At 61.5% G+C, this 21,442-nt stretch carries 15 protein-coding genes; 9 read left to right on the top strand and 6 right to left on the bottom strand.

Annotated elements, in window-relative coordinates; translation table 11 throughout:
- Nucleotides 1-39 precede the first annotated feature (39 nt).
- From ACKUG4_RS15265 to ACKUG4_RS15255, 3 genes are all read right to left on the bottom strand, one after another.
- Entirely contained in the window at nt 40-3,714 is a 3,675-nt protein-coding gene (locus ACKUG4_RS15265) for a translocation/assembly module TamB domain-containing protein (RefSeq protein ID WP_445434326.1), read from the bottom strand.
- Entirely contained in the window at nt 3,711-5,438 is a 1,728-nt protein-coding gene (locus ACKUG4_RS15260) for an autotransporter assembly complex protein TamA (RefSeq protein ID WP_443524537.1), read from the bottom strand. The genes ACKUG4_RS15265 and ACKUG4_RS15260 overlap by 4 nt, the downstream gene beginning before the upstream one ends.
- Before the next feature lie 66 nt (nt 5,439-5,504).
- Nucleotides 5,505-6,155 (bottom strand): GNAT family N-acetyltransferase, encoded by a 651-nt coding sequence (locus ACKUG4_RS15255; RefSeq protein ID WP_085612687.1) that lies wholly within the window; start codon nt 6,153-6,155, stop codon nt 5,505-5,507.
- Between the two features lie 174 nt (nt 6,156-6,329).
- Here ACKUG4_RS15255 and xthA point away from each other — a divergent pair, with 174 nt between their 5' ends.
- Both xthA and ACKUG4_RS15245 read left to right on the top strand, forming a co-directional pair.
- Nucleotides 6,330-7,142, top strand: coding sequence for an exodeoxyribonuclease III (gene xthA / locus ACKUG4_RS15250; RefSeq protein ID WP_445434325.1), 813 nt, complete (start codon nt 6,330-6,332; stop codon nt 7,140-7,142).
- A 116-nt stretch (nt 7,143-7,258) separates the two neighbouring features.
- Complete coding sequence (locus ACKUG4_RS15245; RefSeq protein WP_445434324.1) at nt 7,259-8,593, top strand: substrate-binding domain-containing protein; 1,335 nt, start codon at nt 7,259-7,261, stop codon at nt 8,591-8,593.
- A 144-nt stretch (nt 8,594-8,737) separates the two neighbouring features.
- On the opposite strand, the gene ACKUG4_RS15240 is transcribed toward ACKUG4_RS15245, so the two are convergent.
- The gene (locus ACKUG4_RS15240; protein WP_074688994.1) at nt 8,738-9,967 is read right to left on the bottom strand and encodes an acyl-CoA dehydrogenase; all 1,230 of its coding nucleotides are present in this window, start codon (nt 9,965-9,967) and stop codon (nt 8,738-8,740) included.
- A 176-nt stretch (nt 9,968-10,143) separates the two neighbouring features.
- On the opposite strand from ACKUG4_RS15240, the gene ACKUG4_RS15235 reads away from it, so the two are divergent.
- From ACKUG4_RS15235 to ACKUG4_RS15225, 3 genes are all read left to right on the top strand, one after another.
- Nucleotides 10,144-11,088, top strand: a complete 945-nt coding sequence (locus ACKUG4_RS15235) for a LysR family transcriptional regulator (protein ID WP_011334997.1) — start codon at nt 10,144-10,146, stop codon at nt 11,086-11,088.
- A 55-nt stretch (nt 11,089-11,143) separates the two neighbouring features.
- Nucleotides 11,144-11,545 carry a MerR family transcriptional regulator gene (locus ACKUG4_RS15230; RefSeq protein ID WP_085690041.1) on the top strand — a complete coding sequence of 134 codons (402 nt, stop codon included), beginning with the start codon at nt 11,144-11,146 and terminating at the stop codon, nt 11,543-11,545.
- Between the two features lie 142 nt (nt 11,546-11,687).
- The gene (locus tag ACKUG4_RS15225; RefSeq protein ID WP_445434323.1) at nt 11,688-12,587 is read left to right on the top strand and encodes a hydroxymethylglutaryl-CoA lyase; all 900 of its coding nucleotides are present in this window, start codon (nt 11,688-11,690) and stop codon (nt 12,585-12,587) included.
- Between the two features lie 665 nt (nt 12,588-13,252).
- Here the strand turns inward: ACKUG4_RS15225 and ACKUG4_RS15220 are convergent.
- Complete coding sequence (locus ACKUG4_RS15220; protein ID WP_445434322.1) at nt 13,253-14,950, bottom strand: AMP-binding protein; 1,698 nt, start codon at nt 14,948-14,950, stop codon at nt 13,253-13,255.
- Nucleotides 14,951-15,151: 201 nt separating this feature from the next.
- On the opposite strand from ACKUG4_RS15220, the gene ACKUG4_RS15215 reads away from it, so the two are divergent.
- Genes ACKUG4_RS15215 through ACKUG4_RS15200 form a run of 4 tightly spaced genes read left to right on the top strand, consistent with a single transcriptional unit; the run spans nt 15,152 to nt 20,713 of the window.
- Complete coding sequence (locus ACKUG4_RS15215; protein ID WP_064597789.1) at nt 15,152-16,315, top strand: isovaleryl-CoA dehydrogenase; 1,164 nt, start codon at nt 15,152-15,154, stop codon at nt 16,313-16,315.
- 12 nt (nt 16,316-16,327) lie between these two features.
- Nucleotides 16,328-17,935, top strand: coding sequence for a carboxyl transferase domain-containing protein (locus ACKUG4_RS15210; protein ID WP_445434321.1), 1,608 nt, complete (start codon nt 16,328-16,330; stop codon nt 17,933-17,935).
- Between the two features lie 13 nt (nt 17,936-17,948).
- Entirely contained in the window at nt 17,949-18,764 is an 816-nt protein-coding gene (locus tag ACKUG4_RS15205) for a gamma-carboxygeranoyl-CoA hydratase (protein WP_445434320.1), read from the top strand.
- Complete coding sequence (locus tag ACKUG4_RS15200; protein WP_074689010.1) at nt 18,764-20,713, top strand: acetyl/propionyl/methylcrotonyl-CoA carboxylase subunit alpha; 1,950 nt, start codon at nt 18,764-18,766, stop codon at nt 20,711-20,713. Before ACKUG4_RS15205 ends, ACKUG4_RS15200 begins: the two co-directional genes overlap by 1 nt.
- Before the next feature lie 39 nt (nt 20,714-20,752).
- On the opposite strand, the gene ACKUG4_RS15195 is transcribed toward ACKUG4_RS15200, so the two are convergent.
- Entirely contained in the window at nt 20,753-21,409 is a 657-nt protein-coding gene (locus tag ACKUG4_RS15195) for a LexA family protein (RefSeq protein WP_445434319.1), read from the bottom strand.
- Nucleotides 21,410-21,442: the final 33 nt, after the last annotated feature.

The raw sequence follows: 21,442 nt of genomic DNA, 5'->3' as shown, positions 1-21,442 counted from the left end.
GATTGCACCAACTTGTTAATACAGGCAGGGAAAAGCGGGCTAGAAATCCCGCTTGTAGAAGATGTCCAGCGAACTGGCCACGCCGCTGGCGGCTTCGAGGTAAACCTTTTTGCTCAGTTTGTAACGCAAGGCGATGGTGTTGGCCGGCTCGAACACGCCGACGCCATAGCGCAGGCTGAGTTTTTCCGAGATGTTGCCGCTGGCCACTACGCTGGTGGTGTTGCCGCTGCCCTGGGTGTCGAGCTGGAAGTCCTGAATGCCCAGGTCGCTGGCCAGACTGCTGGTGACCCCGGAACTGCCCATCAGGCCCAGACCGAGTGCCGCTTGCGCGAGCATGTTGTTGTCCTCGCCGGTGGTGCTCAGCGGACGCCCCAGCACCAGATAAGACAGCGCCTGTTCCTGGCTCATGGCCGGTTCCGAGAAGATCTGTGTCGTCGGCTGCTCGGCGCTGCCGCTCAGGCGGATACCGGCGATCACATCATCGGTCTGGCGAATCGCTTCGATGTCCAGATATGGCTGATCGATCGGGCCGGCAAACAGCAGACGCGCGCGACGTACCGTCAGACGCTGGCCGTAGGCGCGGTAGCGTCCGTCGTTGAGCCACAGTTCGCCACGGGTGTCCATGTTGTCGCCGATGTGCACCTGGCCTTGCAGGTTCGCGGTCAGGCCGAACCCGGCGAAGCTCAACTTGTCCTGGCCGACCACCACATCGATGTCCATTTTCATCGCCAGCGGCGGTTTGCCCTCCTCGGTCTGCGCGCCGACGATGATCGTGTCATCGGAGACTTTCACCGTCGATGGCGGCAGTTCGCGCACGGTGATTTCGCCTTTCGGTACCAGCACCTTGCCGGCAATCGCCAGCTCATCGCCGGCCATGGAAATCTTCAGGTCCGGCGCCACTTCCAGTTTGGCGTAGGGCTCGACCGTCACCGGCAATTGCGTGCCCTTGAGCGCCAGATCCACCACCAACGCCTGACCCCAGGCGATGTTGCCGTTCAGACTGCCCTGCCCGCTCTTGCCGCTTTTCCAGCCGCCGTTCAATTGCACGGCTTCACCGGCGATCACCGCTTGCAGTTGCAACGCTTGCAGCTCGATCGGCAACTCCGGCCCGGACACTTCGCCGTCGCTGAGCTGCACCGTGCCGTTGACCAGCGGCGCGAGCAGCCCACCGGAAATCGTGCCGCTGCCGTTCAGGCGCCCGGTGAGTTTCTCGACCATCGGCACAAACGGCCGCGCCACCGACAGATCCAGTCCGCTGAGGCGGAATGTACCGCTGAGCGGTTTGTTCTTCGGCAGCGGGTTGAGCTGCGCCTGCACCATCAACTCGCCAAGCTTGCCGCCGACGAAGTTGAGATCAGTGTCGATGCGTTTCGGCGTGAGTTTGCTGGTGAGCTTGAGGGTCTGGTACGGGAAGTCGACCCACTGATCCTTCTCGCGCATGCGCAAGGTGCCGCCGCTGGCATCGATGCTGACCTGGCCGTTCGGGCCGCTGGCCGGCAGGTCCAGTTGCAGGTCGGCGTTGAGCTTGCCCTGCCAGGCGAAATCCTTCGGCAGCCACTGCGCCAGGCTTTCGATCGGGAATTGCTTGAGGTGATAACGCAGCTTCGGCTCCGGCATCAGGCGCTGATCTTCACCGCACAGGCTGGCATTGCCGGACATCCAGCAATGGGCGCCGAAGTTGATCTTGCCGTCGGCCAGCCGTTCGAGTTTGGCCGGGTTTTGCAGCTTCCAGTCCTGGCCGCCGGCCTGAATGTCGCCGCTGGCCAGACGCCCGCGCCAGTTGCCCTTGTCCAGATTGCCGTCCAGACCCAACGCCAGTTTCAGCTTGGGCCCGAGCAGGTCGAGGTTGAGTTTCTGGTTTTTGATATCGCCCTGAGCGCTGACGGTCAGGGTGCCCAGCGACGTATCGCCGGCCTGGATGCCGCTACCCTTGAGGTCGATCTTCGCCCGTTGCGCACTGTCGAGGGTGGCGTCGAGGTTGAGGCTTTGCAGGCGATTGTCCTGGAACGCCAGTTGCGAACCTTGCAGGCCGAGCTTGCCCTGCGGCGCCTTGAGCGTGCCGGCGACATCGATCCGCCCGTTGATCTGCCCGCGCAGTTGCGGCCAGAGCTGGGCCAGTCGCGCCAGTTTGATGTCGATCTGCCCGGTGAGCTTCTGTTGCAGGCTGCCCTTGCCGTTGATGCTGTTGTCGCCGAGGCGAATTTGCAGGGCATTCAGATTCCACTGCTCGCCAGCGCCGTCAGCCTTGGCTTGCAGGACCGCCGGTTGCCCGCGCAGTTTGCCTTTCAGATCGAGGTCGGCATTCAGGCTCAGGCGTTCGTTCTTCATTTCGCCTTTGCTCTTCAACGGCCCAGCCAGGGTGCCCGGCAACTCCGCAACCCAGTACGCCGGGTTGAGCGCCGACAACTCCAGCGCGGTGTCCCAGGCAATGCCATCGGCGAACTGCACGTTCACATGGCCTTCGGCCTTGCCCTGCCCGGCTTCGAGTTTCAGTTGTGGCAGGAAAATCTGCTTGAGATTGCCGCTGAACGGACTGCTCAGGGTGAACGCCCCCGCCGGCCCATCTGCAGCGGCGGCGAAGTTACCGAGGTACTGACCGTCGGTGTAGGAGACTTCGCCGGTGAAGGTACGCAAAGCGACCTGCGGCTCGTCGATTTCCGGATAGAGCCGGTGCCAAGGAAAATCCAGCCAGTTGATGTTGGCCTGGGCGCTGAGGCCTTTGCTCCAGTCGACATTGCCGGTGAGCTTGAGGCTTTGCTTGTCGTTGGCTGTCAGGTCGAGGCCAGCAATCTGCGCGCCTTTGGCGTCAACCTTGCCTTTGAGCAACAGCGCCACCGGGCCTTTCTCGGCAGGCAGCGTCGCATTGCCGAGCAGTTGGTAACCGTTTTTCAGGTCGCCTTCGCCGGTCAATAGCAGCTGATTGAATTGCAGGGTGTCCGGCAGATCGGCGCTCGGCTTGAACGCCTCCGAGGTGATCCGCACTTTGGCCGGCAGGTTTTCCGCCAGCGGTTGCAGCTCGCCGCTCAACTGGCCGTTGAGGTAGCCACGGCTGTCGGCGTGCAGGTTGAGGGTTTTCAGCAGGTCGCCGTCGATTTTCAGCGCCAGCGTCCACGGCTCGGGAGCGGGCGACGGCAAGGTCAGATCACCGGCAATGTTCAGCGGCCAGTTGCCGGTCGGTTGCAGCAGGCCGGACAGATTCAGACTCAACTCGTCGCGTTGCAGTTTCACACTGTCGATCTGCATGCCCTTGGCGGTCCAGTGCGCCGCCAGTTGCAGGCCTTTCAACGCTTCGCTGCCGTTGAACAACAGGCTGCCGACCTGCACGTCGCCCAGCTCGATGGCCACGGGCAATTGCAGATCCGGAAGCTTGATCGGGCCGCTTTCAGTGACTTCTTCGCTCGGCGGGAATTGCAGGCTGACGGTATCGGCCTTCAGCTGCTGGATGCACAACGTCATGCGCGTCAGGCACAGCGGCGACCATTCGAAGATCGGTTTGTCCAGTTCGACGCGGCTGCTGTCCTGCTGCCACAGCAGATGATCGGCGCTCCACTGCCCGCCGAGGCGACCCTGGAAATTGTCGACGCTCAAGCCCGGTACCAGCCCCAGCACCCAACGGCTGCCGGCCTGGGTTCCGAGCACAGCGGTGATGCTCAATACGATCAGCAGCACCAGCGACAACAGCGCCAGCGCCGATATTTTCAAACCACGCTTCACAGCTCAGGCCCCATGGAAAAGTGCAGCCGGATGCCGCCGTCGTCGTCCAGCGCGTGGGCCAGGTCGAGGCGGATCGGCCCCACCGGCGAGACCCAGCGCACGCCGATACCGACCCCGGTCTTGAGGTTCGGCAGTTCGAGTTTGTTGAAGGAGTTGCCCTGATCGACGAAGGTCGCCACGCGCCACTTCTCGGCAATCGAATATTGATATTCGACGCTGCCGGCCACCATGTAGCGCCCGCCGATACGGTCGCCCTCGGAGTTCTCCGGGGACAGGCTCTGATAGTCGTAACCACGCACGCTCTGATCGCCACCGGCGAAGAAGCGCAGCGACGGCGGCACCGATTTGTAACCGTTGGTGGCACTGCCGCCGACCTGCACCCGGCCGAGCAAGCGATGCTTGTCGAACACGGTGGTCAGGCCCTTGATCAGCGCCGTGCCATAAAGCAGGTTGTTGTCCGAACCGAGCCCTTCTTTCGCCACTTTGCTTTCGAAGGTCAGGCGATAGCCGTTGTGCGGGTCGATGCGGTTGTCACTCTTGAGGTAGGAATAGCTGACGCCGGGCATCAGCAAGGTGCTCAGACCGGAGTCGTCGCCGAGCTGGTATTCCTCACGCTGCCATTTCAACGAGATCACCCGCTGCCAGCCGCTCGGCAGTTTGCTGTGCCATTCCGGGCCGAAGGTCAGCAGCTTGCTCAAGGTGTCGGAACCGTCGATGTCCTCGTATTGATAACCGCCGGCCCAGCGCAGCTTGTCGGTCAGCGGCGGGTCCAGCGGGATGTCGTAGAACAGACCGACGTTCTGCCGTGGCGCCGAGAGTTCGGCCTCCCAGCCATAACTGTCGCCCTGCGGGTTGACCCAATGGCGGGTCCAGTTGGCCTTGATTCGCGGGCCGACGTCGGTGGAATAACCCAGACCCAGGCCCATGGTGCGCGGCTTGCGGGTGTCGAGTTTGACGTCCACCGGGATCACGTCGTTTTTCGCGGCGGTCGGTGCGGCGTCGACCCGCACGCCTTCAAAATATCCGCTCGATTGCAGGTCGCGATTGAGTTCGGCGATCAGCTCGGAGTCATACGGCTCGCCGGCCTTGAACGGCACCATGCGTTGCAGCAGGTCTTCATCGAACGGTGTATCGCCCTCAAAACTGACTTTGCCCAGCGCATAACGCGGGCCGCTTTCGTAGATCAGTTCGACGTCGGCGACTCCGGCGCGGGGATCGACCATCAATTTCTGACTGGTGAAACGGCCGCTGAAAAAGCCGTAGCGCGAGGCCTGGTTCTGAATCAGGCGTTTGGCGTCTTCGTAACGCCCATGGTTGAGCACCGCGCCGGGCTTGAGCACGTCACTCTTGGGGACTCGAAAGGATTTGAGAGAGGCCGCCGGGCCGTCGACCCGAACGGTCACGTTGCGCAGGCGGATCGGCTCGCCGGGATCGATGTTCAGCACCAGACGCGGTTTTTCACCGCCCTTGACGTCACTTTCGATCTGCGGCTGGTAATAACCCAAGGCCTGGGCGGCCTTGCGCGCCTGTTCTTCGGCGCCGCGACTGAAGCGCTGCAAGGCTTCTTCGTCACGATCGCCGAGGCTGCCGATATAGCCTTCTATATTGGCTTTCAGTTCATCGTTGGACGGTTTGATCCGCACATCCAATTCACTTTGCGCCAGCGCCGCGCAGCTGCTTAACAGCATGAGCACGCCACTGGTAAATCTTCCTGGAAACTTCATAGGCGCGGATGCTATCACGGGCTTGGGAGCGTGATAGAACAGGAAATTCCCCCAAAAGTTCGACGGTCATCCCGTTGCAGTTTGTAACACCTGCGGGTTGGCGTGGAAAAACACGTGCTCGCGCACCGGGCCGACGGCCACTTCGCCGATTTCCTCGTAACCCTGACGCTTGTAGAACTCCAGATAGCGCGGGTTGCCGGTGTCGAGAATCACGCCTTGGGAGCTTTCGTCCACCGCGCACCAGTTGTGCACCGCTTGCAGCAGTTGCTCGCCGAAATGCTTGCCCTGAAATTGTGGATGCACACCGAGCAGCGGCAGCATGTGCACCGAGTCGGTCGGCACGCAGGCTTCAACGGCAGCGTGATATTCCAGATAACGGCGGGTGCAGCGGAAGCCGGTGCTCAGCACCATGCGCAAACGCCAGGCCCAACTTTCGGTAACGCCCAGACGCCGTTGCGGCGGCGCGATCAGGGCGATGCCGATCAAGCGGTCGTTGACCAGCAGGCCGATGGCCGGCAGATCCTGCAGGAAATGCTGTTTGACCAGCTCCCGCACCGTGGCCCGTACCCGCTGCTCGTAACCCGCGCGCTCGGCTTCGAACAGGTAAGCGAAGGTCGGCTCGTGGCGATAAGCCTGATAGAGAAGAGATCGCGCTTCACGGGAATAGCCGCGGTCGAGCATGTGGATGTCGGCAACGGCGGTTTGGGTTTCAGGCATGACGGTGATTCTCCCTGGACGGGACTCAAGAGGCCCCGTTCTTGTTATACGAGCCTTGGGCAGAAGGGATCGTTCCCACACCCGAAAGACATTAGCAGCGCATATGGACTACCGCCACGCTGGCCCAGATCCTACATGTCAGCTAGCATCGCCCTTTTGCCAGGACTGCCGACCATGAAGATCGTTTCCTTCAACATCAACGGATTGCGGGCCCGCCCGCATCAGCTGGCGGCGCTGATCGAAAAGCATCAGCCGGACGTCATCGGCCTGCAGGAAACCAAGGTCCACGACGACCAGTTCCCGCTGGATGAAGTGCGGGCCCTGGGTTATCACGTGTATTTCCACGGCCAGAAAGGCCATTACGGTGTCGCCCTGCTCTCGCGCCTGGAACCGATTGCCGTACACAAAGGCTTCGCCACCGATGAAGAAGACGCGCAGCGGCGCTTCATCTGGGGCACATTCGCCGACGCCAACGGCGTGCCGGTGACGATCATGAACGGCTATTTCCCACAGGGTGAAAGCCGCGACCATCCGACCAAATTCCCGGCCAAGCAGCGTTTCTACAGCGATCTGCAAGCGCTGCTGGAAAGCCAGTTCCACAACGAACAGCCGCTGGTGGTGATGGGCGACGTCAACATCTCCCCCGAAGACTGCGACATCGGCATCGGCCCGGACAACATGAAACGCTGGCTGAAAACCGGCAAATGCAGCTTCCTGCCGGAAGAGCGCGAGTGGATGGCCCGCCTGAAAAACTGGGGCCTGACTGACAGTTTCCGTCACCTGAACCCGGACGTGACCGACACGTTCAGCTGGTTCGACTACCGCAGTCGCGGGTTTGAAGACGAGCCGAAGCGTGGTCTGCGCATCGATGTGATTTTGGCGTCCCACGGTTTGCTGCCACGGGTGAAAGCCGCCGGCGTCGACTATGAACTGCGCGGTATGGAAAAGCCTTCGGACCATGCGCCGATCTGGCTTGAATTGAGCTGATTCGCTTGAAAACAGAAGATCACAGCCAGCGGTTGTGATCTTCTGCCTTGTCATCTTTCAGCAACCTCACTGACTTAATCTCCCCGGCAATCCCCTTGGCTGCAATCGGTGCCGGCATGACCCTGCGTGTTCTGTTCGTCTTTCTCCTGAGCGCCTGGCTGCAGGTTGCGGTTGCGGCGTTGCCCATTCCCGAGAACGGCCCGGTATTGCGCATCCAGGGTTCCAACACCATTGGCGCGGCGCTCGGCCCGGCGCTGGTGGAAGGCCTGTTGCAAGACCGGGGGCTGTTGAAAGTCCACAGCGAAACCCCGGACACCGCCAACGAACAACGGGTCGTCGGCCTGACGGCCCAAGGCCAGAGGGTCGTGGTGGAAATCGCTGCCCACGGCTCGAGCACAGGTTTCACTGCACTCAAGAACGCCAGCGCCGATCTGGCCGCCTCTTCGCGCCCGATCAAGGACAGCGAACTGCTGAACCTGCAAGCCCGGGGCGATCTGAAAAGTCCCGACGCCGAGCAAGTCATTGCCATCGATGGCCTGGCGATCATCCTTCATCCCGACAATCCGCTGAATCAATTGAACACCGAACAACTGGCGCGGATCTTCAGCGGCGAGGCGAAGACGTGGGAAGACGTCGGCGGCAAGGGTGGGACGATTCATTTATATGCGCGGGATGATCAGTCCGGCACCTACGACACGTTCAAGGAACTTGTCCTCAGCCGTCGTGGGAAATCCCTGAGCAATGCCGCGAAACGGTTTGAATCCAGCGAGCAGTTGTCCGACGCCGTCAGCGCCGACCCGCAGGCCATCGGTTTCATCGGCCTGCCCTATGTGCGTCAGGCCAAGGCCGTGGCGATTGTCGACGGGCAATCCCAGGCGATGCTGCCGCTCGCCAGCCTGATCGCCACCGAAGACTATCCGCTGTCGCGACGGCTGTTCTTCTATCTGCCGCCGGACAGCAACAATCCCTGGGCCAAGGCATTGGTGGAGTTTGCGCAGAGCCGCCGGGGCCAGGCGATTGTCGCGGCCAACGGTTTTATTGCCCAGACCGTGCAGGCCATCGCCGTCACACCGAATGCGCTGATGCCCGAGGGTTATCAATCCCTCAGCCGCCACGCCCAGCGTCTGACCGTGAACTTCCGCTTTGAAGAAGGCAGCGCCAGCCTCGACAACAAGGCCCGTCAGGATCTGGCCCGGGTGTTCGACTATATAAAGCACCACGACAAGACTGACCGCGCGGTAACGCTGGTGGGATTCGGCGACGCCAAGGACGACCCGGCGCGGGCGGATTTGCTGTCGAAGCTGCGGGCGATGGCGGTCCGCCGGGAGTTGGTGAAGAACGGCGTGGTGCTGCGCGAGGTGCGCGGGTTTGGCGCGCTGATGCCGGTGGCGACCAACAGCGGGGATGAAGGCAGGATCAAGAATCGGCGGGTTGAGGTGTGGGTTTATTGAATCTGGTGTTGATGCGTTGCAGGCACTGACGCCTTCGCGGGCAAGCCCGCTCCCACAGGGATCTTCGGTGAACACAAATGGTGTGAACACCAGCAGACTTGTGGGAGCTGGCTTGCCAGCGATGAACGATAACGCGCTTTTGGATCAGCGCTCGCTGCGCAGCATTTCCTTCGGCACATACTTGCCGATCTCGAACTTGCCGATCGCCGCGCGGTGCACTTCGTCCGGGCCGTCGGCCAGGCGCAGGGTGCGTTGCATGGCGTACATGTAGGCCAACGGGAAGTCGTTCGACACCCCGGCCCCGCCATGAATCTGGATCGCCCGGTCGATCACCCGCAACGCGACGTTCGGTGCCACGACCTTGATCTGTGCAATCTCGCTCTTGGCGACCTTGTTACCCACGGTGTCCATCATGTACGCCGCTTTCAGGGTCAGCAGGCGTGCCATGTCGATTTCCATCCGCGAGTCGGCAATCTTGTCGACGTTACCGCCCAGACGCGCCAGCGGTTTGCCGAACGCGGTACGGCTCACCGAGCGTTTGCACATCAGTTCCAGTGCGCGCTCGGCCATGCCGATCGAACGCATGCAGTGGTGAATCCGGCCCGGGCCAAGACGACCTTGTGCGATTTCGAAGCCGCGTCCTTCACCGAGCAGGACGTTTTCGTACGGCACCCGCACGTTGTCGAACAGCACTTCGGCGTGGCCGTGGGGCGCGTCGTCGTAACCGAACACCGGCAGCGGACGGAGGATCTTCACGCCGGGAGTGTCGACCGGCACCAGGATCATCGAGTGCTGAGCGTGACGCGGGGCGTCGGGGTTGCTCAGGCCCATGAAAATCAGGATCTTGCAGCGCGGATCGCAGGCGCCGGAGGTCCACCATTTCTTGCCGTTGATCACCCACTCGTCGCCATCACGCACGGCACGGGCGGCCATGTTGGTGGCGTCGGAGGACGCAACGTCCGGCTCGGTCATGGCGAATGCCGAGCGGATCTCGCCGCGCAGCAGCGGTTCGAGCCAGCGCTGCTTCTGTTCTTCGTTGGCGTAACGCACCAGCACTTCCATGTTGCCGGTGTCGGGGGCCGAGCAGTTGAACGGCTCGGGACCGAGCAACGAACGGCCCATGATTTCCGCCAATGGCGCGTATTCAAGGTTGGTCAGGCCGGCGCCGAGTTCCGACTCAGGCAGAAACAAATTCCAAAGACCTTCGGCCTTTGCCTTGGCTTTGAGTTCTTCCATGATCGCCGTCGGCTGCCAGCGATCGCCTTCGGCAACCTGCCGTTCGAACACGGCTTCGGCCGGGTAAACGTAAGTGTCCATGAACGCGGTCACGCGCTCACGCAGTTCTTGCACCTTGGGCGAATAAGCGAAATCCATGAGCAATTACCTTTTTTCGGCAGGTTGTTTAAGTCATGCAATCGATGCTAGAACAGCGTTGATAATTTACCTAGCCTATTCTCGGCGTGTATAAACATTCATCACCGATATATGATTGGTTGATTTTCCTGGCCGCCCTGACCCGCGCCATCCACCTATAAAAAGAGAGCCGCGTAATGAATCTGAGCAAGGTCGACCTCAACCTTTTCATCGTCTTCGACGCGATCTACACCGAAGCCAACCTGACCCGCGCCGGGCAGATTGTCGGCATTACCCAGCCGGCGGTGTCCAACGCCTTGGCGCGGTTGCGCGAGACCTTCAACGACCCGCTCTTCGTGCGCACCGCCCAAGGCATGGTGCCGACGCCCATGGCGCAGAACATCATTGGCCCGGTGCGCAACGCTCTCTCGCTGTTGCGGGTTTCGGTTCAGGAAAGCCGCATTTTCAACCCTTCGCAAGCGGTCAAGACCTATCGCATCAGCATGACTGACCTGACCGAAGCGGTGATTCTGCCGCCGCTGTTCCAGCGTCTGCGTCGTCTGGCGCCGACGGTGATCATCGAAAGCTTCCTGTCCAAACGCCGGGAAACCACCAAGGAACTGGCCGCCGGGCGCCTCGACTTCGCGGTGGATGCGCCGCTCAACACCGACCCGCAGGTGCGCCACGTCAAGCTGATGGAAGACCGTTACGTCTGCGCGATGCGCAAGGGTCATCCGCTGGCGACCAAGGAAAAATTCACCCTCGACGATTACCTGTCGCTGACCCACATTCATATTTCCAGCCGGCGCAGTGGCCTGGGCCATGTCGATCTGGCGCTGGGCAAAATGGGCATCCAGCGCAAGATCGCCCTGCGCTCGCAGCACTATCTGATGGCGTCCCAAGTGTTGCAGCAGACCGACATGGTGATGACCGTGCCGGAGCGTTTCGCCCGCCGCCATGACCTGCATGCGTTCAATCTGCCGGTCAACGATGTACCGCCGGTGGAAACCCATTTGTACTGGCACGAAAGCACCGACCAAGACCCGGCCAACCGCTGGATGCGCGAGCAGATGATCGAGTTGTGCCAGCAAGTGACAGCGCACGAGAAGAAGCTCGACAAGCTGCAGGCGCCCGCTACTTGACGTAAACGTCAACCTGCCATTAGCTTAGCGCCAAGACCCTTCTTCGAGCGCTTTCATGAGCAGCCAGACCTACAGCATTTCCGACCTCGCCCGCGAGCTGGACATCACCACCCGGGCGATCCGCTTTTATGAAGAACAAGGCCTGCTCAGCCCTGAGCGCCGAGGCCAGGAACGCATCTATTCGCCACGCGACAAGGTCAGCCTGAAGCTGATCCTGCGGGGCAAGCGCATCGGTTTTTCCCTGGCCGAGTGCCGCGAGCTGATCGAACTTTACGACCCCTCCAGCGGTAACACCAAACAACTCAACAGCATGCTGGCGAAAATCAGCGAACGGCGGGAACAGCTTGAACAGCAATTGCTGGACATCGAACAGATGAAGCTGGAACTCGACACCGCCGAAGAACGCTGCGTGCAGGCGCTGGAGCAGACGCTCAAGAGTCAGCAATCAGTTCAGTAACCTAAATAAATCCCAATGTGGGAGCGGGCTTGCTCGCGAAAGCGGTGTTTCAGAAACAGATTTGTCGGCTGACACTCCGCTTTCGCGAGCAAGCCCGCTCCCACAAGGGGTTCCGCAGGAATTCAAAGAGCAGGTCAACGCCATGTCCCTCCCCTCCCCAGTACGCCTGATCGAAGTCGGCCCGCGTGACGGCCTGCAGAACGAAGCCCAGCCCATCAGCGTCGCCGACAAGGTGCAACTGGTCGACGCGCTGAGCGCCGCCGGCCTCGGCTATATAGAAGTCGGCAGTTTCGTTTCGCCCAAGTGGGTGCCGCAGATGGCCGGCTCCGCTGATGTATTCGCGCAGATCCAGCGCAAGCCCGGCGTGACCTACGGCGCACTGGCGCCAAACCTGCGCGGTTTTGAGGATGCACTCGCCGCCGGGGTCAAGGAAGTCGCCGTGTTTGCCGCCGCGTCCGAAGCGTTCTCGCAACGCAACATCAATTGCTCGATCAGCGAAAGCCTGGCGCGGTTCGCGCCGATCATGGAATCGGCGAAACAGCACGGCGTTACCGTGCGCGGTTACGTCTCCTGCGTGCTCGGCTGTCCTTACGAAGGCGAGGTCGCTCCAGAGCAAGTGGCAATGGTGGCCCGCGAGCTGTACGCGATGGGCTGCTACGAAGTTTCGCTGGGTGACACCATCGGCACCGGCACCGCGGGCGCGACCCGCCGTCTGTTCGAAGTGGTCTCGAAACAGGTGCCGCGAGAGAAACTCGCCGGCCACTTCCACGACACCTACGGCCAGGCCATGGCCAATATCTACGCCAGCCTGCTGGAAGGCATCGCGGTGTTCGACAGCTCGATCGCCGGCCTCGGCGGCTGCCCGTACGCCAAAGGCGCCAGCGGTAACGTCGCCACCGAAGACGTGGTGTACCTGCTCAACGGCCTGGGCATCGAGACCGGTATCGACCTCGACGCCTTGATTGCCGCCGGCCAACAGATCAGTGCGGTGCTGGGTCGCCCGACCGGTTCGCGCGTGGCCAAGGCCCGTAGCGCACAGTGAGGGGATGGTGTTACCGCCGAGCGCGAAACGTGGGCACAAGCGAGTAACACGGAAACAAATTGTCTGGTGTTGCCTGAAGGAAAAATCCTTCAAAAACATCAAGCCATTGATTTAAAAGGGTTTTTAAAAGTTGGCACGGCTTCTGCTATCTCTATGGCATAACAAGAATAAAAAGCAGCAAACCAATAAAAATAAGACGTACCGACTCTGACATAACAAAAACAACACGGCAGAGACGCAGCTAACAGATTTTTTTGGAGAAGGTGTGCTTTTCAGGGTATTCCTCGGAATGACCCGCAACCGGGCAGAGAACAATAAAACTACCTTCAGGTAGCTCCCGAATCGGTTGGATCGCTAGACGAGAAAGCAGATCAGCGCTCAAAAAAATACGTTTGCTCTTGACCCCGGATGGGGGTCGCCAAAAACAGCGGTAAAGGGCCACGGTTGCCAAAAACAACAACAGACCGCCCCTCAATAATAAAAAAGAGCACGCGACGACAAAATTAAAGGGGAGCTTCGGCTCCCCTTTGTGCTTCCTGTGATTTCTGTTTTCACCGCCCCCTTTGTGGGAGCGGGCTTGCTCGCGAATGCGTCAGGTCAGTCAACATGCTTGGTGAATGGCACACTCCATTCGCGAGCAAGCCCGCTCCCACATTCGATCTTTGTCAGGTCTGGTTTTCGCGTAACTCTTCGATACTGATCTCACGCATCCGGAATTTCTGGATCTTGCCGGTCACCGTCATCGGAAACTCCTCGACAAACTTGAAGTACCGTGGCGTCTTGAAGTGGGCGATGCGCTCCTTGCACCACGCTTGCAGCTCTTGTTCGGTGGCGCTGTGGCCGGGATGGAATTTGATCCAGGCGACGATTTCTTCCCCGTAACGCGAGCAGGGAATACCGATCACCTGCACGTCCGCCACCGCTGGATGGGTGAAGAAGAACTCTTCCAGTTCGCGCGGGTAAATGTTTTCGCCGCCACGGATGATCATGTCCTTGTTACGCCCGGCGATGCACACGTAACCCTCGTCGTTCATGCTCGCCAGGTCGCCGGTGTGCATCCAGCCTGCCGCGTCGATGGCTTCGGCGGTGGCCTGCGGGTTGTTCCAGTAGCCGAGCATCACGCTGTAGCCACGGGTGCACAGCTCGCCGATGGTGCCGCGCGGTACCGGATTGCCGGCCTCGTCGATGATTTTGCTTTCGAGTTGCGGCTGAGTGCGGCCCACGGTGGTGACGCGCAGTTCCAGCTCGTCGGATGGGCCGGTCTGCAGGGACACGGGGCTGGTTTCGGTCATGCCGTAGGCGATCTGCACTTCGCTCATGTGCATTTCGTTGATGACCCGGCGCATCACTTCGATTGGGCAGGTGGCGCCAGCCATGATCCCGGTGCGCAGGGTCGACAGGTCGAACTCGGCGCGCTGCGGCTGATCGAGCATGGCGATGAACATGGTCGGCACGCCGTAGAGTGCGGTGGACTTTTCTTCGGCGACGGTGCTCAGGGTCAGCAGCGGATCAAAGGCATCGTTGGGATAGATCATGGTGCTGCCGTGGGTGATGCAGCCGAGGTTGCCCATGACCATACCGAAGCAGTGATACAGCGGCACCGGAATCACCAAGCGATCGACAGCGGTCAGGCCGAGGCTTTCGCCGACCATGTAACCGTTGTTGAGGATGTTGTAGTGACTGAGGGTCGCGCCCTTGGGAAAACCGGTGGTGCCGGAGGTGTACTGGATGTTGACCGGTTGATCGAAGTGCAGGCTGTCGCTGCGTTCACGCAATTGTGCTGGAGAGACACTGGCGGCCAGATCTGCCAGTTGCGACCACGGAAGAAAACCCGAAGGCGGCCGCGGATCGAGGCTGATCAAGCCGCGCAGCTCCGGCAGGCGCTCGCTGCGCAGCTCGCCGATGGATTGCTCGACCAGTTCCGGGAGCAGGCCTTGCAACATGCCGTGGTAGTTGGAGCTCTTGAACGCACCGGCGCAGACCAGCCATTGGCAACCGGATTGCTTGAGCACGTATTCGAGTTCGGAGCTGCGGTAGGCCGGGTTGATGTTGACCAGGATCACGCCGATCTTCGCGGTGGCGAACTGTGTGATGCACCACTGCGCGCAATTCGGCGCCCAGATACCCAGCCGGTCACCGGCCTGCAAACCCAACGCCAGCAGCGCTCTGGCGTGAACATCCACCGCGTCGGCCAGTTGCCGCCAGGTGTAACGCAGCTGCTGATGACGCACCACCAGCGCCTCGCCGTCCGGGTACTGCGCGACGGTCTCGTCGAACTTCTGCCCGATGGTCATCGCCAGCAAGGCTTTGTCCTGGGATCCACGGGTATAGCTGCGCTGCGGGTTTGCACTGGATTGATCCATGACGACCCCTATTGTCTTTATTAGTGGGTGTTGGAACGGAGCCACGGCAGCTCCGACCATTCAGAACTGGCCCTACTCTCGCTCAAGTTGACGTTAACGTAAAGGGTGATTGACAGCCATTCGTCACAGGCTTACGTTAACGTAAAGGTGAGAACTGAAACGCCCTTCTCCCCACCCTACAAAAAAGCCAAAAGGTGACCCATGAGCTACCCATCCCTGAACTTTGCCCTCGGTGAAACCATCGACATGCTGCGCGATCAGGTTCAGTCCTTTGTCGCCAAGGAGATCGCCCCGCGTGCCGCGCAGATCGACAGCGACAACCTGTTCCCGGCTGATCTGTGGCGCAAGTTCGGTGACATGGGCCTGCTCGGCATCACCGTACCGGAAGAGTACGGCGGCGCTGGCCTGGGTTACCTGGCGCACGTGGTGGCGATGGAAGAAATCAGCCGTGGCTCGGCTTCGGTGGCGTTGTCCTACGGCGCCCACTCCAACCTCTGCGTGAACCAGATCAACCGCAACGGCAACCACGAACAGAAAACCAAATACCTGCCGAAGCTGATCAGCGGCGAACACGTCGGCGCACTTGCGATGAGCGAGCCGAACGCCGGTTCCGACGTGGTCTCGATGAAACTGCGCGCCGATAAACGCGGCGACCGCTTCGTGCTCAACGGCAGCAAGACCTGGATCACCAACGGCCCCGACGCCAACACCTATGTGATCTACGCCAAGACCGACCTGGAAAAAGGCCCGCACGGCATCACCGCGTTCATCGTCGAACGTGACTGGAAAGGCTTCAGCCGCAGCAACAAGTTCGACAAACTCGGCATGCGCGGCTCCAACACCTGCGAGCTGTTCTTCGATGACGTCGAAGTGCCGGAAGAAAACATTCTCGGCGTCCTCAACGGCGGCGTGAAAGTGCTGATGAGCGGCCTCGATTACGAACGCGTCGTGCTGTCCGGCGGCCCGACCGGGATCATGCAGTCGTGCATGGACCTGATCGTGCCGTACATCCACGACCGCAAGCAGTTCGGCCAGAGCATCGGCGAATTCCAGCTGATCCAGGGCAAAGTCGCCGACATGTACACCCAGCTCAACGCCAGCCGCGCGTACCTTTACGCCGTGGCCCAGGCCTGCGAGCGCAACGAAACCACGCGCAAGGACGCCGCCGGCGTGATCCTCTACACCGCCGAACGTGCCACACAAATGGCCCTTGATGCGATCCAGATTCTCGGCGGCAACGGTTACATCAATGAATTCCCCGCCGGTCGTCTGCTGCGTGACGCCAAGCTGTACGAAATCGGCGCCGGCACCAGTGAGATCCGTCGCATGCTGATCGGTCGCGAACTGTTCAACGAAACCCGCTAAACGGAGCTGTCCATGGCTATCCTGCATACCCAGCTCAACCCTCGTTCAGCGGAGTTCGCCGCCAACAGCGCGGCGATGCTCAAACAGGTCGACGCCCTGCACACCCTGCTCGCCCAAGTGGCCCAGGGCGGCGGCGCGAAAGCTCAGGAACGTCACACCTCGCGCGGCAAACTGCTGCCGCGTGAGCGGATCAACCGCTTGCTCGATCCGGGCTCGCCGTTTCTGGAAATCAGCCAATTGGCCGCTCATGCCGTTTATGGCGAGGACGTGCCGGCCGCTGGCGTGATTGCCGGGATCGGCCGCGTGGAAGGCGTCGAATGCATGATCGTCGCCAACGACGCGACGGTAAAAGGTGGTTCGTACTACCCGCTGACCGTGAAGAAACACTTGCGCGCCCAGACCATCGCCCAGCAAAACCGCTTGCCGTGCATTTATCTGGTGGACTCGGGCGGCGCCAACCTGCCGCGCCAGGACGAAGTGTTCCCGGATCGCGAACACTTCGGGCGGATCTTCTTCAACCAGGCCAACATGAGCGCCATGGGCATTCCGCAGATTGCCGTGGTCATGGGTTCCTGCACCGCCGGCGGCGCCTATGTGCCGGCGATGGCCGACGAAGCGATCATGGTGCGCAATCAGGCGACGATTTTCCTCGCTGGCCCACCGCTGGTGAAAGCCGCGACCGGTGAAGTGGTCAGCGCCGAAGACCTCGGCGGGGCCGATGTGCACTGCAAGACTTCCGGGGTTGCCGACCATTACGCCGAAAGCGACGAGCACGCCCTCGCCCTCGCCCGCCGCAGCGTCGCCAACCTCAACTGGCGCAAACTCGGCGAAGTGCAGCAGCGCACGCCGATTGCACCGCTGTACGCCAGCGACGAGTTGTACGGCGTGGTGTCGGCGGACGCCAAGCAGCCGTTCGATGTGCGCGAAGTGATTGCGCGACTGGTCGACGGTTCGGCGTTCGATGAATTCAAAGCGCTGTTCGGGACGACGCTGGTGTGCGGCTTCGCCCATCTGCACGGCTACCCGATCGCGATCCTCGCCAACAACGGCATCCTGTTCGCCGAAGCCGCGCAAAAAGGCGCGCACTTCATCGAACTGGCCTGCCAGCGCGGGATTCCGCTGCTGTTCCTGCAGAACATCACAGGCTTCATGGTTGGCCAGAAATACGAGGCCGGCGGCATCGCCAAGCACGGCGCCAAACTGGTGACCGCCGTGGCGTGCGCCAAGGTGCCGAAATTCACCGTGATCATCGGCGGCAGCTTCGGCGCCGGGAACTACGGCATGTGCGGGCGGGCCTACGATCCGCGTTTCCTGTGGATGTGGCCGAACGCGCGGATCGGCGTGATGGGCGCCGAACAGGCGGCGGGCGTGCTGGTTCAGGTCAAGCGCGAGCAGGCCGAACGCAGCGGTCAGGCGTTCAGCGCCGAGCAGGAAAGGGAGATCAAGCAACCGATTCTCGACCAGTACGAAGAACAGGGTCACCCCTACTACTCCAGCGCACGGCTGTGGGACGACGGCGTCATCGACCCGGCGCAGACCCGCGATGTACTGGCCCTGGCCTTGTCCGCGTCGTTGAACGCGCCTATCGAACCGAGCCGCTTCGGCGTGTTCCGGATGTGATCGGGAGAACCTCATGAGCGACTTCAACACCCTCGAATTGCACAGCGACCCAAGGGGTTTCGCGACCCTGTGGCTGAGCCGCGAAGAAAAGAACAACGCGTTCAACGCCGAGATGATCCGCGAACTGATCCTGGCGCTGGACAAGATCGCCAGCGACGCCAGCCTGCGTTTCCTGCTGGTGCGCGGACGCGGCAAGCACTTCAGCGCCGGCGCGGATCTGGCCTGGATGCAGCAATCGGCCGAACTCGATTACCACACCAACCTCGACGACGCTCGGGAACTGGCGGAGCTGATGTATAACCTCGCCAAGCTGAAAATCCCGACCGTTGCCGTGGTGCAAGGCGCGGCGTTCGGCGGCGCGCTGGGTCTGATCAGTTGCTGCGACATGGCGATTGGCGCCGATGACGCGCAGTTCTGCCTGTCGGAAGTGCGCATTGGCCTGGCGCCGGCGGTGATCAGTCCGTTTGTGGTGCAAGCCATCGGCGAGCGCGCGGCGCGGCGTTATGCGCTGACGGCCGAGCGTTTTGGCGGCCAACGGGCGCGTGAGATTGGATTGCTGTCCGAAAGCTATCCGGCGGCCGAGCTTGAACAGAAAGTCGAACAATGGATCGACAACCTGCTGCTCAACAGCCCCGCCGCCATGCGCGCCAGCAAGGACCTGCTGCGTGAAGTCGGCAACGGCGCGCTGACGCCGGCCCTGCGCCGCTACACCGAAAACGCCATCGCCCGCATCCGCGTCAGCCCGGAAGGCCAGGAAGGCTTGCGGGCCTTTTTGCAGAAACGTGCGCCGAGCTGGCAAGCCGCAACCACCACCAAGGAGCCGCGTTGATGAGCGCACCTGTTCTCACCACCCTGCTGGTGGCCAACCGTGGCGAAATCGCTTGCCGGGTCATGCGTACCGCCAAGGCGCTGGGCATGACCACCGTCGCCGTACACAGCGCCACCGACCGTGAAGCGCGGCACAGCCGTGAAGCGGACATCCGTGTGGATCTGGGCGGCAGCAAAGCGGCTGACAGTTATCTGCAAATCGACAAACTGATCGCGGCGGCCAAGGCCAGCGGCGCTCAGGCGATTCATCCGGGTTATGGCTTTCTGTCGGAGAACGCCGGGTTTGCTCGCGCCATCGAAGCGGCCGGCCTGATCTTCCTCGGCCCACCCGCCTCGGCCATCGACGCGATGGGCAGCAAATCCGCGGCCAAGGCCCTGATGGAAACGGCTGGCGTGCCGCTGGTGCCGGGTTACCACGGCGAAGCTCAGGATCTGGACACCTTCCGCGATGCTTGCGAGCGCATCGGCTATCCGGTGCTGCTCAAGGCCACCGCTGGCGGTGGCGGTAAAGGCATGAAGGTCGTCGAGGACGTCAGTCAACTGGCTGAAGCGCTGGCCTCCGCACAGCGTGAAGCGCAGTCGTCGTTCGGCGACTCGCGGATGCTGGTGGAGAAATACCTGCTCAAGCCGCGGCACGTAGAAATTCAGGTGTTCGCCGATCAGCATGGCAACTGCCTGTATTTGAATGAGCGCGACTGTTCGATCCAGCGTCGGCACCAGAAGGTCGTCGAAGAGGCGCCGGCACCGGGTTTGAGCCCGGAACTGCGTCGCGCGATGGGCGAAGCGGCGGTGCGTTCGGCGCAGGCCATCGGTTACGTCGGTGCCGGCACGGTGGAGTTTCTGCTTGATGCTCGCGGCGAGTTCTTCTTCATGGAGATGAACACGCGGCTGCAGGTCGAACACCCGGTCACCGAAGCCATCACCGGGCTCGATCTGGTGGCCTGGCAGATTCGCGTTGCTCGCGGCGAAGCACTGCCGATCACCCAGGATCAGGTGCCGCTCAACGGGCATGCGATTGAGGTTCGGTTGTATGCGGAAGATCCGTCGAATGACTTCCTGCCTGCGACCGGGCGTCTGGATCTGTATCGCGAATCCGCCGCAGGGCCGGGGCGCCGTGTGGACAGCGGCGTTGAAGAAGGCGACGAGATTTCGCCGTTCTACGATCCGATGCTCGGCAAGCTGATTGCCTGGGGCGAGGATCGTGAACAGGCGCGTTTGCGGCTGCTGAGCATGCTCGATGAGTTTGCGATTGGTGGGCTGAAGACCAACATCAACTTCCTGCGGCGGATCATCGGTCATCCGGCGTTCGCGGCGGCCGAGCTGGATACCGGGTTCATTCCGCGCTATCAGGAGCAACTGCTGCCAGCGCCTGCTGCGCTGAGCGATGAGTTCTGGGAGGCGGCGGCGCAGGCTTTTGCGCAGAGCCTGCCGGGGATGGCTCGGGCGGATGATCCCGCTTCGCCTTGGGCGCTTCCCAGCGGTTTGCGTGCTGGCCTGCCACGTGAAATCACTTTGCATTTGAGTTGCGAGGGGCAGGACCGGGCGTTGACGCTCGGTGCTGGCGGCAGTGCAAAACTGATCGGCGAGCAACTGATACTCGAGCACGACGGGCTGCGTCGGCAGCTGCGGGCGATTCGTCGTGAAGAGGTGCTGTTTCTGCAATGGGACGGCGAGTTGCGACGCGTTGAAACGTATGACCCGATCAGCGCTGTCGACGCCAGCCACAGCCATCAGGGCGGTCTGACGGCGCCGATGAACGGCAGCATCGTTCGAGTGTTGGTGGAGGCCGGGCAAGCGGTTGAAGCCGGTGCGCAATTGGTGGTGCTCGAGGCGATGAAGATGGAGCACAGCATCCGCGCGCCCCATGCCGGGGTGATCAAGGCGCTGTATTGCCAGGAAGGCGAAATGGTCAGCGAAGGCAGCGCACTGGTCGAACTGGAAGAAGCTTGAAAGGTGGATCGATCCTACGCCTGACGAGGATCGATCTGACTAGTATTTGGCGGTTGCCTGAACCACGACGCCGATGATTCGGCACTCTTCGGTCAACAAAGCTTTCGGCCAAGTCGGATTGAGCGGCACCAGGTAGCGCTGGCCGCCCTCTTCGATCAGCTTGCGGAAAATCGCCTCGTCGCTGTCCGGCCACTGGGCGATCACCAGTTTGCCGGGCTCGGCTTCCAGCGCCGGGTCCACCAGAATCATCATCCCCTCGCCGATGCTCTGCCCGGTGGGCGCGGTCATCGCGTTACCCGTCACCGTCAGCCAGAACGCCGGGCCACGGGCGTGGTAATCCGTCAGTTCGAAACGTCGCTTGTCCTTGGCACTGGAATACGCTGGCTGGCTCTCGCGGGCCTCGACCGACGCATTCCACTCGCTGACCGGATAGCGAAAGTAAGGGTTGTACTTCTGCGCCAGGGGCATTTCGTCGTCCGCATCGATCTGCGGTTCACGAATCACCACCGCGACCTCGAGATACTCCATGCCCAGCGCTTTCAGCACGCGGTTCATCTGCGTAATGCCGGGCTCGCGGCGCTTGTTCAGCCAATGGCCGATACCGCCCTGAGACATGCCGACGCGCTCGCCGAGCTCGACTTGAGTGACGTTGAGTTCACTCATTTTGGCCTTGACCAACTCAATCCATTTATCCATGTGCGGCACCATACGTGGACGCCTGCGGCCGGC

The organism is Candidatus Pseudomonas auctus (assembly GCF_048654275.1).
Lineage (GTDB): Bacteria > Pseudomonadota > Gammaproteobacteria > Pseudomonadales > Pseudomonadaceae > Aquipseudomonas > Aquipseudomonas pharyngis.
Note: the sequence above shows the minus strand (reverse complement) of the source record. Positions and strands in the feature narration are given on the sequence as shown.